The organism is Sediminitomix flava, assembly GCF_003149185.1.
Taxonomy (GTDB): Bacteria; Bacteroidota; Bacteroidia; order Cytophagales; family Flammeovirgaceae; genus Sediminitomix; species Sediminitomix flava.
This window is the reverse complement of the sequence record NZ_QGDO01000002.1, coordinates 292,005-306,658: the sequence shown is the minus strand read 5'-3', so window position 1 is coordinate 306,658 and position 14,654 is coordinate 292,005. Positions and strand designations below refer to the sequence as shown.

Annotated in this window: 9 protein-coding genes; 7 read left to right on the top strand and 2 right to left on the bottom strand. The window is 35.9% G+C overall.

Going from position 1 to position 14,654, the window contains the following annotated elements:
* Positions 1-61: 61 nt before the first annotated feature.
* From BC781_RS08585 to BC781_RS08570, 4 genes are all read left to right on the top strand, one after another.
* Positions 62-6,397 (top strand): hypothetical protein, encoded by a 6,336-nt coding sequence (locus BC781_RS08585; protein WP_146201652.1) that lies wholly within the window; start codon positions 62-64, stop codon positions 6,395-6,397.
* Positions 6,390-7,130, top strand: a complete 741-nt coding sequence (locus BC781_RS08580; protein WP_109616829.1) for a hypothetical protein — start codon at positions 6,390-6,392, stop codon at positions 7,128-7,130. Before BC781_RS08585 ends, BC781_RS08580 begins: the two co-directional genes overlap by 8 nt.
* Positions 7,131-7,323: 193 nt before the next feature.
* On the top strand, positions 7,324-7,872 hold the full coding sequence (locus BC781_RS08575) for an REP-associated tyrosine transposase (protein WP_109616828.1): 549 nt from the start codon (positions 7,324-7,326) through the stop codon (positions 7,870-7,872).
* A 562-nt stretch (positions 7,873-8,434) separates the two neighbouring features.
* Positions 8,435-10,312 carry a glycoside hydrolase family 13 protein gene (locus BC781_RS08570; RefSeq protein WP_109616827.1) on the top strand — a complete coding sequence of 626 codons (1,878 nt, stop codon included), beginning with the start codon at positions 8,435-8,437 and terminating at the stop codon, positions 10,310-10,312.
* 614 nt (positions 10,313-10,926) lie between these two features.
* Here the strand turns inward: BC781_RS08570 and BC781_RS08565 are convergent.
* Positions 10,927-11,643: a hypothetical protein gene (locus tag BC781_RS08565; protein WP_109616826.1), complete on the bottom strand. Its 717-nt coding sequence runs from the start codon at positions 11,641-11,643 to the stop codon at positions 10,927-10,929.
* A gap of 384 nt (positions 11,644-12,027) precedes the next feature.
* Here BC781_RS08565 and BC781_RS08560 point away from each other — a divergent pair, with 384 nt between their 5' ends.
* From BC781_RS08560 to BC781_RS08550, 3 genes are all read left to right on the top strand, one after another.
* Positions 12,028-12,210, top strand: a complete 183-nt coding sequence (locus BC781_RS08560) for a hypothetical protein (RefSeq protein WP_109616825.1) — start codon at positions 12,028-12,030, stop codon at positions 12,208-12,210.
* Positions 12,210-12,734, top strand: coding sequence for a hypothetical protein (locus tag BC781_RS08555; RefSeq protein WP_109616824.1), 525 nt, complete (start codon positions 12,210-12,212; stop codon positions 12,732-12,734). The genes BC781_RS08560 and BC781_RS08555 overlap by 1 nt, the downstream gene beginning before the upstream one ends.
* Positions 12,735-13,249: 515 nt before the next feature.
* The gene (locus BC781_RS08550) at positions 13,250-14,023 is read left to right on the top strand and encodes a hypothetical protein (RefSeq protein ID WP_109616823.1); all 774 of its coding nucleotides are present in this window, start codon (positions 13,250-13,252) and stop codon (positions 14,021-14,023) included.
* 17 nt (positions 14,024-14,040) lie between these two features.
* Here the strand turns inward: BC781_RS08550 and BC781_RS08545 are convergent, their stop codons facing one another.
* Positions 14,041-14,478 (bottom strand): ABA4-like family protein, encoded by a 438-nt coding sequence (locus BC781_RS08545; RefSeq protein WP_109616822.1) that lies wholly within the window; start codon positions 14,476-14,478, stop codon positions 14,041-14,043.
* Between the last annotated feature and the right edge of the window lie 176 nt (positions 14,479-14,654).

Genomic DNA, 14,654 nt, shown 5'->3' with positions numbered 1-14,654 from the left:
CCGAAATCATTTCAGTTCAAAAGCTTACTAAAGACTTTATTTTTACTTTGAAGAATACATTATGCGAAAGTTATTTTTTGTCATACTTCTACTTTTTTATGCAAGTACTGTGTTTGGACAGAATTACCCTGTCCAATCTAGCGTGCAATTAAATAAGCCATATTCGCTGTTCTTATCCGATTATACGGCGATAGGAAGTAATAAAATGTCCGTCAATCTTTGGCTAAAAGACTTGGCCAAGCCTGTACTGACTGCCAAACTCAGACTTAAAATTGAAGGACTTAATAACAGCATTCGTATTACTTCAAATAATTACGGAAACTATCCGCAGCTTGTATTGGAGTCGGGCAGTCCACAACTCTTGTCAGACTCAGACCTACAGCCTTATTTTGAGGTCAGAAATTTAAACTTTGAAAGAGGACTAACGCAACAAGCTTTTCTCAGAACAGGAAAATTACCCGAAGGGCTGTATCGTTTTACCATTGAGGTCTTAGATTATTTTACAGGCAGACAGGTCTCTAATGCGGGTTCTGCTATTGCTTGGATGATGCTCAACGATCCTCCAATGCTTAACTTCCCAGCAGACCATCATGAAGTAACCCAAATAGACCCTCTACTGATTACCTTCCAATGGACACCAAGACATACCGCATCTCCAAATGCAGTAATGGGAGTAGAATATACCCTCGAATTGGTGGAGTTAAGAAACGCACAGCATCGTCAAAATCCTGCAATGGCCTTCCTATCTGCGCAGCGATTTTATACGGTAACTACATTTAATACAACATATATTTACGGGCTGTCTGATCTGCCTCTTGAGGCGGGCATGCATTATGCTTGGCGTGTAAGGGCAAGTACAGAAGATGGGGCAGATTTGTTCAAAAATCAGGGTTGGAGTGAAGCACGAAGCTTCCAATTTGGACAATCTTGTCAGCCTGTAACCTACCTGACCGCAGAAGTTGAAGGAACGCATGCTGTCGCTTTGGAGTGGATGGATGAAATTACGCATACAGAATTTGTAGTCGAGTACAGAATTAAAGATTCAGCCAATCCAAATGCGCCATGGACAGCCGAACGAACAAACCAACCTTATCTTCGCCTTAAAAAACTGGAGGAAGGAACAACTTATGAGTTCAGAGTAAAAGGCTTGTGCATGGGGGAAGAAACCGATTATACAGAAACGGTTGAGGCAGAAACCATGGAAGAAGTAGAACGTGAGTTTGTCTGTGGGGCAGAACAGGTTCCTTTTAACCTAGAGCTCCAAGAGCTTATACCATCCTTGAATACGGGAGATATAATATGGGCCAATGATTTTGATATAGAGCTAACCGAAGTATACAAAGAATCTGAAGGTTTTAGTGGGGAAGGACTGATGGTACTCCCAATGATGAACCACGCAAAAGTAGGGGTAGAGTTTGACAATATAAAAGTCAATCCTGAAATGCGTATGTATGTAGGGCAGATTTACTTGACAGGAGTAAGTGTTCAACCTTTCTCAGATGATTTCTATGATGAATACGGAGATTACCTAGGCGCTTTTACGGATGCTTACAGCTTTATGAAAGGCTCTGGCGATTTGTATGAACAGTTCAAAGATTTTATCCCTGAAGATGTAGGGCAAAATATTGAAGATAAGCGCACAGGAGTTGATGAAGCCAAAGAAGAGTATAAAGAAGCCAAGCAAGAAAAGAGAGACGCGAAAAGAGCTGCCAAAGAAATTGAACGAGCAGAAGATGAAGGTACACAGCCTTCGCAAGAAGCACTTTCGGCACCAAGTGTAGAAGAAGCCAAACAACAAGTAGCTGATGCTAAAAAAGCCAAGCAAGAAGCAAACAAAGCATTGGTAGATGCCTATATGGAAGGACTAAAGGCTGTGACTACAGAACTGAAAAAAGTAGTGAAGGATTTAGCCGAGTATAGCTCTAGCGTAGCCGCAGTCATTTCTACAGCACCTGGGCCACTGCGTCAGCAAAAAGAAAGTGAAGCCCTAGCATCAGGGAAGAAGATCATGGATTTCTTGAAGAAATTAGATGGTAAAGATGCTCCAGAACGTTCATTGCCCGACCTCAATAATATCCCGAAAAAATACCTTGACAAGATCAATGAAATCAATGCCTTGGCAGGTATTGAAGAGGATATTTTAGAAATGGGCAACAGTAAGATAGCTGAATTACCACAACTGGCTCAACTTCAGATGGTCTTAGGAACCATCATGCAAGGAAAGTCCATGATCGAAAAAGGACTTCCGACCGATGTTTCCACTTCTATTGAGTTTGTAAGGCAAAGTATTTCGCTACTGAATATGGCGCTAGAAACAGCAGGCGGATTTATCAATGACGAGGGTGAAGTGAAAGATGCTGAAGGTTGGTCTGAAACTGATTGGATTACTTTCCAAAATGTAGAAGGTGAACTAGGCTTTGATCATGCTGTTCTTAGCCATCCTGAAATGGGGCCATATTATACCAAAATTGATTTTGGAGAAGGAAAAGAACCTTATTGGGTGCCTTGGAAGGCCGTTCCCAAAGACGGTACAGGCTTTGTAAAACTGGTATGGAGTAAAGGCACTCCCAATTGGTCTAAGCTGAGTGCTAAAGATGAAGACGGAAATGAGGTAAGCATAAGCAGTTCGCAAACCATACAGGTGAATAGTAGCTCCAGAAAAAAATATTATCAACTCTTTTTGGATGAGGGTACAGGAGGTGAACCTAAGATTGTAGGAGAATTGAATGTAAGAGGGTATAAACCTGAAGCGAAGCAAGTATATATTGTAAAGCTGAACGGAGAAGATCGCTACTTACCTTCAGAAGCGGAACTGGAAGAGAGGTTGAATGAAATCTATGGTGTTGCAAATGTAAGTTGGGAGGTAAAACCCTACGAAGACTTAAGCTTGGACAATTGGGATGAAGATAATGATGGGAAAATAGATGACGGACAAACCGATGAGCTAGCGACTTATACCCCTGAAATGAAAAACATCATCAAGGCCTATAGAAATATCAATAGACCTCGTGGTGATGAGTTTGTACTATTTTGGGTAGGCAGTCCTGCCTCTGGAAACTTGGATGGTTATATGCCATTAAGCAAGCGCTATGGTTTTATCTTTTCAAGTCAATTAGGGAGTAAAGAAAATGCTAAACGTACCACAGCTCATGAGCTAGGGCATGGTGCTTTCCGCCTAGACCATACTTGGAATGTCTTTGAAAATATAGCACAAGGACAATCTCAGAACTTGATGGACTATAATGGTGGCTCAGAGTTATGGAAGTGGCAGTGGGATTTAATTCATAATCCTGTACCGATGATTGGTTTCGAGCAAAATGAAGAGGAGGGGCAGTCGATCGCAGATAGAGAAGATTATATTATTAGAATAATGGAGAGTATAAGGTGCGGATGGGTCAGCACTTCAGATGTATTAATTGATGATTGGGAGACACTTCAAACTGATGGAGTACTCTTAACTGATATAACATTAGCTAATGGTACAGATCTCTCATCGGTTAGGTTAAAGAATGGAGCTATTGGTGCATCTAATGATTCATCCGGCGATTTTTTAATGACACCACAATCACCAACTATAGAAGAAAGTGGATTATATGGATTTAAAATTAGATATGTAGCTAAAGATAATAGGTTCATAGAGTTTCAATCTTTTACAAAAAGCGCGGTAGAAAAATTATTAGCATATCTGACTCCAGAGATAACTGACTGGGAGAATAACATAGCTTCCAGAATATCAGAAATGGATGCTTTACTTATTAAAGCGGAGTTAACTGATAATGAGTCTGATGATTTAAAGATGCTGGTTTTACAAACAGGCTGTGCTTTGAATCAGATTGAGGATGTTGACCTGAGGTTCCGTTTATTTAAATTCTTAGCACATAATAAAGGAACAAATTGGTTTGGATATGGTATGGAGAAAGAAATGGGAAAAATTTTCCTTGACTTAGTGACTACCATTCCAAATCAAACTCAGCGTGGGGAATTTTATAAAAAATTAAATGAAGACAATTCCGGAATTTTTAGAAGTTTATTGTTTGGTTGGTCATCGATGACAGGTGATTTATTGAAAGAATTTCATAAAGAACTTGCTATTTTATTTAATGAAGGGAATAAGGAAACTCTAATTGGTGAATTAGATATATTTGAACATACTTTATCTGAAGAGGTCTACGAAAAATTAGTAGAGCAGAATGATTATTCAACTATTAAACTATTAGCAGAGAATAATATATTTTTATGGTCTGATCCAGGGCTGTTTAAGTTTATTTTTAGTACTGACGGTAATTCAGTTGACTATGATGAGTTTAATATTAATGATAATGGAGAAATTTCATTTAATATTGATCATGTCACACTTGGTCAAGATTATGATTTTTCAGTACCAATAAATGGTGCTAAATTAAAGCCTTTTGAACCTATTCTAGTATTGTACTTAACAAATACCTCAGACTTTTTCCAAGTAGACAAAAATTTAGCTAGTCAACCAATATATAGAGGAGGATTTTTAATGTTGCCAGCAATCAATATGCAATTGTTGGATGAAAACAAAATGAATAGTCAACTAAGTAGAGGATTTGATGCTGCTACTTTTGTTATTCCTTTTGGCTTATTTGCAAAAGCAGGTAGATGGGGATTAGCAGCTTATGAAACAGGGTTATTTTTATTACAGCAAGGCTTTAATGATTATCAAACAGATCTTCAAACGACAGAAACTGGAAGAGCTGTATTAAGAGCATGGATGATTACTAACATTGTAATCTCAATAGCAGAACTTAAAGGAGACCCAAGTGAAATATTTGGTTCTTTAAAGAACCTTAAAAGTAAAATTCAGAAGCTACCAACTACTGGAAAATTAGGAAAGTTTAGAGAAAGTCAGCTTTCTAGTCTCGAAAACGATTTATTAAAATTAGAGAAAAGCGTTGGCGCTGATTTAGCTACTTTAGAAATTTCAGAGCTTTTAGAGAATACAGCTAGTAATATTCTGTCTGCATCAGAATTATCGAAGTTTAAAAATCAATTTAAGAATTCAGATGGGCTAAGAAGTATTTTTAAAAATGATCATACATCAGAGCTTACCGAGGATTTAAGAACATGGCAAAAAGCTCAAGATCTACCGACAGAGCAAATTGCAGATTATTTTGATCAACTTCAGAAGTTAGACAAGCAATTAGGTGCTTCAAAAGCTGATATTTCAGCAATTGTAAATAGGTTTGAATCAAATTATGATCGAATTGATCAGATTACAACAAAGCTAGCTACTTATGTAAAAGCAACAGAAGGAAAAGCTGGTGCCTTAGCTTTAATGACAAAGTTACCTACTAATAAACTTGATGAAGTTTTGGCAGGTATAGAATCATTAACTCCTTCAAATTACAGGACTGAATTTTTAAAGGATGTGACTCGAACTCCTGGGAATATAGATAATAATTTGAAAGATTATATTATAGATAATCTTGATAAGCTCGAAGGAAAACATATTGAAACTTGGTTTAGTGTAAAGCAATCTTTCCGTGATAAGGCTACATCATTTAAGTTCTTAAATGAAAATGTTGGTAAAACAATTGAAGAAATTGCCGATGCAAATAAAGCAGGAGATGTATCAATTGTGAAAGTTTTAGAAGGGTTAGATGATGGAGCCGACTTGAAAACCCAATTGCGTCAGATACTGAAGCACAGTGGTGGAGAAGATGTTGCAAACCTTATTGATGCAGATAAACTAAGAGGCATGGGGGTAGATCCTCAAGAAATGTTGAGAGTCGTCTCTCAGTATGAAGGAAAGTTAGCTTTAGTAGATTATAATAAGAAGGTCTCATCTATCAGAGATGAATTTGTAAAAGAACTGAATGTAGCATTAGGAAAGGGAATACCTTCAGGGAATGGGACTTTTGGTAAATTAATGAACTCAATTTATAGCAATGGTTCTATTAAGGGGGCTATTGGGGAAGCTTATGTTAAGCATCATAAATTAGGAGCACCTTCTATGGCAGCGACTGGAGTTGATAAAATACAGTTTGATGGGGCTATAAGAGATGCCTTGGGTTTAACAAAGAAGCGTAGCCCTGATGGTTTTTGGCTTGAAGTTTCAGGAAATCAACTTGTCATATACGATGTAAAAGTTGGGAGTAGCTTTGATGTTGAACAATTAGTAGATTATGGAAAAATTGTTGAAGCAATGACCAAGGAAGGGACTCGTAAATATGATAAAATGAAAGAATTTTTAAGTACTAAAGGAATTTCTCTTGATGATATGGATGATATTGAAATGAAATATATAGTGCTTGATGGAGGACAAGGAGGTATCTCAACGGCAGTAAATAAAATAAGTAATGCGAAATCTACACATCCAGAAATAGATAATACAGTAAAAAAAATAATTACAGTGGAGGGTTATGAATAATATTTATATTTCTTTTGATGTATTTGATCTAGAGAAGTATCATATTGAACAAATACTAAATAGCTTTGATAAAATTCATTCAGAAGGGGAATGGAAAGATATTAAAGGTTGTGATTATAAATCATCTATTGATTTAAACTTTATTAAGTTTAATGTAATAAGTGAAGCAAATACTTTTTATTTGGAAAAGTATAAGCTAGAAGGTTCTACGTTAAATTTTTTTGATGAATTAGCTGAAAAAGTAAATGAAATAGAAATAACAAAAGGTTTAGGTATAGGGTTTATTGAAAAGGGGATTACTAGAATTACCTTTTACAATTTACAGGAAGACCTTACTTCTGCACATTTCCGTGAATACGATGATTTTTTTACTAAACTTTATCAAAGCCTACCCAATAAAGCAGGTTATGTATGTTATGTAGATGTTGGAAATCATAAACGATTTTTTAGAGAACATGATCTAAGAAAATATAAATGCTATAGTGATCCATTTATGAATCAAACTTTCTTTTGGCATTGCATCACCCCGCCATCAATTTATGAAAAATATAATACGAAAGAGCAATTATTAGGTTGTCCGTTTTATAGTATCAAAGAGTTGGAAGAAGGGCATTTGGATATACAACAATTTGATGAGCCGCTAGAAATAACCTCAGAGAAGAGTCTAAATTATTTGCACGAGGTTCGTAAATACTTGAGTGAAAATAACCTTTACGGGCATCTTTTTGAGTAATCCCCCTCCACTCGTCCTCAAATGATTAAAAATAAATCTCGTCCTGATATTTATCAGGATGCACGAGAGCGGCACTTGTAGTGCCAAAAATGGAAGCAAAAAGTTCTATCAGCAACAATAGAAAATCAAAACCACTTTATCTTACAGTTTAGATGAAGTGGTTTTGTTATATTGTAAACTAAACCCAAGAACAATGTCAGGAGATCGGTACAGAATATATGACCAACAAGCTACTTATTTTATCACACCAACTATCGTAAGATGGATTGATCTTTTTAGTCGGCAAGAATACCGAGATGTAGTAGTGGATTCTTTAAACTATTGCACAGCACATAAAGGATTAAATGTCCATGCTTGGGTGATTATGAGCAATCATTTGCATTTGGTATTGAGTGTCAGTGCGCCTTTTCAGTTCTCTGATGTCTTGCGGGATTTCAAACGACACACTTCAAAAGAATTGATTAAAAGAATCAAAGATATACCAGAAAGTAGAAGAGAATGGTTGCTAGATGCATTTGCTTATGAAGCAAAAAAGACAAGACGAACAAGCCATTATAAGCTATGGCAAGACTCAAATCACGCAGTTTGTATGGGAAATCAACTATGGAAAAGTATTGATTACATACACAATAATCCAGTTCGGGCAGGCTTAGTGGACAATGTAGCAGAGTATAGGTATAGCAGTGCTAGAGATTATGCTGGAAAACAAGGTCTTGTCAATGTAGCTAATCTTTCTAGATAGCTTGCTTAAGCTGAATTTAGTTTAAGTTTTGGCACTGAAAGTGCCGCATTCGAGCATCCGCAAAACATTTGCGGACGAATGGGGGTAGCTTAGGTTTTTGTTAAGGTATTGGTGCAGGATGTGCTGGATTTAATCATTCACTGACAAAATTTACTTTTAGTTAAATACAAACGAATTGGTATAATTTTACCCCCCGATCGTCCTCAAATGATTAAAAACAAATTTCGTCCTGATATTTATCAGGATGCACGAGTGCGGCACTTGTAGTGCCAACATGAAAAACGAAAGTTCTATCAGCAGCAATAGAAAATCAAAACCACTTTATCTTACCGTTTAGATGAAGTGTTTTTCTCTTTCAATAGAGTAGCTTAGGTTTTTGTTAAGATATTGGTACAGGATGTGCTGGATTTAATCATTCACTAACGAAATTTACTTTTAGTTAAATACAAACGAATTGGTATAATTTTACTCCTTAAAGAAGCTACTGCACTTTTCATTTATCCATGAAAAAATAGCTATACAATTTTGTTTGAAGAGTATAGCTTAAACCATTACTGTTTAAATGAGAAGTTTGAATAAAATTATCCTAATTCCTCTTTTAGCCTTGACATTTTTAATGTCAAATACTGCTAATGCCCAAGATATTATTGATCGTATAGAACCTACTTTTTGGTGGGTAGGAATGCACAATCCAAATCTACAATTAATGATTCATGGCGATAAAATTGGAGATTTGAATCCTTCGGTTTCTTACAAAGGTGTTACACTTGAGCAAGTGATAAAGGTCGAAAATCCGAACTACCTTTTCATTAATCTTAATATTTCACCAGAAGCAAAAGCAGGAAGTTTTCCTATCGAATTTAAGATTGATGGTAAACTCGTTTTTACCTACAAATATGAGCTAAAACAACGACGAAAAGGCTCTGCTGAACGAGAAGGATTTTGCAATAAAGATATCATCTACCTTATTACTCCAGACCGTTTTGCCAATGGAGATCCCTCAAACGATACTGTAAAAGGAATGCGTGAAGCTGCTGATCGCTCCGACAAAAACGGGAGACATGGCGGAGATATAAAAGGCATCATAGATCACCTAGATTACATCAAGGACATGGGATTTACAGCTATTTGGGTAAATCCGTTACTTGAAAATGACATGGAAAAATATTCCTATCATGGCTATGCCACTACAGATTATTACAAAATCGATCCCCGATTTGGCACAAACAATGACTATTTAAGACTCACGGAAGAGGCCAATAAGAAAGGAATCAAAATCATTATGGATATGATTGAAAACCATAATGGTCTTTTCCATTGGTGGACAGGCGACGAACCAACAAATGATTGGTACCATTACCAAAGTGAGGAAAAGAAAACTTTCACGAGCCATAAGAAATTCACGATTCCAGACCCATACGCCACAAATACGGATAAAGAAGCCTATTCTGACGGTTGGTTTGATACTATTATGCCCGACCTAAATCAGAGAAATCCATTGATGGCAAATTACCTGATTCAGAATTCAATTTGGTGGGTAGAGTATGCCAATTTGGGAGGAATAAGACAAGATACTTACACTTACCCAGATCCTGATTTTATGGCAGAGTGGTCATGTCGTATCATGGCCGAATATCCAAACTTCAATATTGTGGGCGAAGAATGGATAGATCAACCCGCTATTGTTTCTAGATGGCAAAAAGGAAAGATAAATGAGAATGGGTATGAATCATGCCTTCCGTCATTAATAGATTTTCCTCTCCAAAAAGCACTGGAAACCGCTCTGAATTTAGAGAAAAAACCATATTCAGATACCTTCAACAGTTTGTACGAAACCTTAGCCTATGATTTTCTTTACCCAGACCCTTACAATTTGGTCACGATGATTGACAATCATGACATCGCCCGTTTCTACAACCAAGTAAATGAGAACCTCGATTTATTTAAAATGGGATTAATTTATCTGTACGTAACCAGAGGGATTCCTCAAATCTATTATGGTACAGAAATCTTGATAAATAATACAGAAATTCCAGACGATCATTCACTAATCCGTACAGACATGCCGGGTGGTTGGAAAAGCGATTCTGTAAATGTATTCACGGAAAAAGGCTTAACAAAAGAGCAAAAAGAAGTCAAAGATTTAGTCAAAAAGTTGAATCATTTCAGAACTGATAATCCTGCACTACAAACTGGTCAGCTAAAACATTATGTTCCGAGAGATGAAGTTTATGTACTTTTCAGATTTGATGAGAAAAAGAAAATCATGTCAATTTTCAATAAAAATAAAGACTTGACTAGCGTTGAGCTTTCTCATTACCAAGAACTGTTGGAAGGAGCAACTAAAGCAATAAATGCTCTGACCAATGAGTCTTATGATCTAAAAAAAGGAACAATCAATGTAGAGGGCACATCTGCCACAATCTTAATCATCGAATAAGAAAAACTATCAAGTGTAAAACTTGAAAAAGAAGAATATGAAAGGCTCAAGCTAGTGTTATTACTAGTTTGAGTTTTTTCTTTTTATCTTTAACGTGAGTCTAGAACATAAGAAAATGAGTAAAACTATTCTTAGAATTTACGAAGTTAGCGAGTGCAACATCTAAGGTTTATTGATGAATGAAAGAGGCGGACGCAGTACCTCATACTCGATTTTATGTACAATTTTCGAGTCTTAAGACTCTTGCCCTCATTTAATAGTTTGAAGATCGCTCTGCTAACTTATCAAACAGTTTTTATTTTATCCCCCCCCGACTCATTTACACTTGGAAAACACATTTCGTCCTGATATTTATCAGGATGCAAGAACGGTGCGCTTGTAGCGCGGACGCAGTGCGAAAATGGAAGCAGAAAGTTCTATCAGAAGCAATAGAAAATCAAAACCACTTTATCTTGGTCGTTAGATAGAGTGGTTTTGGCTATTAAGCAGATTAGCTTTTTGTTAAAGTGTTGGCACAGGATGTACCACATTCGAGCATCTGAAAAACATTTGCGGACGAATAGGAGATACACTCTCTTGAATACTCCTAGGGTGTTACAGTCTAAAAATCTGAACTATAGTTCAGTATTGAGGTTTTTCAATACTTTACCTTCCTCATCTAAGAATTCCATTTGTGGCTGATTTTTTTCATCGACATAAATACGGATTCTTTCATTCCCTAATTCATCTCGAATAAACAACCCAGTGCTTTTATTATATTTTTTTCCTACAAACATACGGACAGAACTGATAGGCCCTCCATTCAGTTTTTCCATTTCAACAAAGGCTTTCTGTTGACTCATTCCCAATTTTGTAAGTGAATCTAAGCAATGAAGAAGACGAGGTAGATTGAAATTTTTGTCTTTATCCCAAAGTTTAATACCATGACTTGTCTGACCTTTACCATTTGTATAATGACTCATTTGCATGATCTGGTCATTTTTGTATTCATCAATAGAAAGGGCAAAGTTTGAACCTTGTTCTTTGTTACCTCCAAAGATAAGTCCTCCTACTTCATCTTGTTCTTCATTAAAGAAAATCATACCTGCAGGACGAGAACGTTCAAACAATACTTTTCCATCTATCATACCGGGGTGCTGTCTTTCTGCATTACTGATGACCATTTTAAGCAGCCCATCTTTCTCAACTACATTGATACGTTCTACTGTAATTTCCTCAAATTTAGGATTCAGGGTATCTGGTTTAAAACCAGTAAAGATGAAATAGAGTAAAACGAGTGTTTGTGAGATCGCTAGAAATTTCCAAAAAAAGTTTTGTTGATTAGTTTTCATGTGTATCGTTATTATGCTTTGAATTGATTATTCTGGAATTAAATAAAAAAATAGTAAGAAATCAAAGCTTATAGTTGGTTTCATGAGAATAAAGAATGTAAAAAAAAACTGACTCATTTGCATTTGGAAAACATATTTCGTCCTGATATTTATCAGGATGCACGAGAGCGGTACTTTTAGTACGGACGAAGTGCCAACATGAAAACGAAAGTTCTATCAACAATAGAAAATCAAAACCACTTTATCTTTATAGTTAGATAGAGTGGTTTTGGCTATTAAGCAGGTTAGCTTAGATTAGTTTTTAGTTAAAGTGTTGGTACTGCGTCCGCACTAAAAGTGCCGCATTCGAGCATCCGCAAAATATTTGCGGACGAATGGGGGGAAATGAAAATAGAAATGTATCAGTTTACTAATGAAATAGCAGATTGGGCTAGAATAAAAGGATATAATGGTTTAATTGTTAAGGGAGCCAGAGGGAATAAAGATTATGAAAATATAATTTTATTTGAACAGGACTATATTGATGGCATCTTACAAAATATTGAACCTAGAAGAGTCGAGAAATAATGAAAAGATATGCCGAATATAAAAAGTATACAGATGGAACATGGCAAAAACATCTATATGATCTTTCAAATTTACCGTTGAAGGATTTTTTGGTAAAATACCATAGAAATATAGATAAACCCACTCTTCAGGAATGGCAAAAATGGATGGATAATTTTGTGATACCAGCTTTTGATAGTGGTAGATATTGTGAAATGATAAAGAACTTTGGCTATTCTTCAAAGGATAAACATGATTTTAAGAAGCAAAACATATTCTTTCAAATATTAAGAAAGGATGATCGCCTAGATGATGAGACAAGAAAATTTATAGCTTTTATGGCAGGGAATCATTTTTTTGATAAATATAATTTAACAATTAATGAATGGTTTAATTCACTGTATTGGACAAGGCCTGACTTAAAAGGCGGAAAGTACACAGATTATAAGGACGATTACACTATTAATCAAATTTTAAATCTACCATATGGATTAAATCACTTTAAAAATGTACTATTAAATTTAAATCATTGGCATCGAATATAGACTGAATGATCCCTCTTGTGGCAGGTTTTCCCCCGTTCGTCCTCCTCAAATAATTAAAAACTAATATCCTGATATTTATCAGGATGCACGGGAGCTGCACTTTTAGTGCGGACGCAGTGCCAACATGAAAACGAAAGTTCTATCAGAAGCAATAGAAAATCAAAACCACTTTATCTTTATAGTTAGATAGAGTGGTTTTGGCTATTAAGCAGATTAGCTTAGATTAGTTTTTTGTCAAAGTGTTGGCATATCCTGTGCCACATTCAATCATTAGCAAAACATTTGCGGACGAATGGGGGACTAAAAGAATACACTCATAATTCAGGTTATTTACTAGTTTGAGCTTTTTCTTTTCAGCTTACAGAATGGAAAAAGGAATAGGAGAGTTCTAGCATCTTTTTGTAAACGGATAATTCATGATGGAATTCGTGAACTATTGAAGAGTATTTTTCCATCTGATTGATTAATTAGCGATGGACTTTTAATAGGAACATTTATACCTCATTAGCCTACTTATGTATCCCTTCCTAAATGCATTAAAAAACCGCAATAAAATATTGTTCTATTTCGGATGTTTCTGTTGCGTTGGAGCACTCATTTCGATCTTATTTATCCTTTTTACAGATAGAACTGTTTTTGGTATCAATGCATGGATTAAGCCTTTTAAGTTTTTCATTTCTTCGGCAATTTTTGCTTGGACAATGGCATGGTATATTTATGATCTATCGATAAGTAAAAGGTCGGTTTCTTCCTATTCATGGGTACTGGTATTTGTACTCTTGTTTGAAACGATTTATATCGCTATCCAAGCTTCAAAAGGGGAGCTTTCTCATTTCAATACTTCATCCGCTTTTTACAGTATGATGTTCGGGCTGATGGGTATTCTGATCACTATCCTCACTTTATGGACGGCATACATCGGGATTTTATTTTTTACGAAGCCTACTAAAAATATGCCTATTGCCTACTTGTGGGGCATCAGATTGGGGATTATCACCTTTGTTATTTTCGCATTTGAAGGCGGTATTATGGCTCAAAAGCTGACACATACCATTGGTCATCCAGATGGTAGTGAAGGTTTGCCTATTTTAAACTGGAGTACGCAATACGGAGATTTGAGAGTTGCACATTTTTTGGGTATGCATGCCTTACAACTCTTTCCATTTCTTGGGTATTATGTATTCCGGAAAGCACCTTTTATCATAAGCTTCGCTATGGTGTACTTTGCTCTTGTCTCTTTCAGCTTTTGGCAAGCTTTGCAAGGGCAGTCTATTTTTTCTTTGTTCTAACCAGCTTGGTAAATGGATTAATCGAGGTCTATAAAATATGATTTGGTATTGATACTTCTCAAAGTAAGAAACAATAGAACACCTACAGGCCCGATCATAAACGTAAAGAGCAGGCAGGGAACAACAAGAAAATGATTCAGTTTTGCTTTTTGAGATAAATGAAGGATAAGCATTCCTACAAGAAGGTCAAAGGCTAAATAATGAATCCAACCTGCTAGCACTCCTTTCTTATCGGCAAAGAGTGTCATTAGTCCATCGAGTGTACTGAAGGATGAAAAGTCTTCGACACTAAGGGCTGAAAAGACAATTGATGCATAAAAAACACCTAATACAAGCACGACAAAACCGATGACCAAACGATTTGTCCATTTCCATTTTGGGAAAAATAGTAATAGAATCCAGCCAATCAGCACAAAAGCATTTACAAATTCGAAAGTAGCATTGAGGTCTAGCATATATCTGTTCTTTTCTTTAAATGTAGTAGAATCTTGTAGCTAAAAAAAGACTTAATATCTAATTGTGTAAATTCATTTAGTTTGAATGAAATTGGTCTGTCTTTATGAAAAAATAAATCTAGTGCTTTAATAACTGAAAAAGCCAATATTCTCATTCTGAGATGGAATTGTATGTT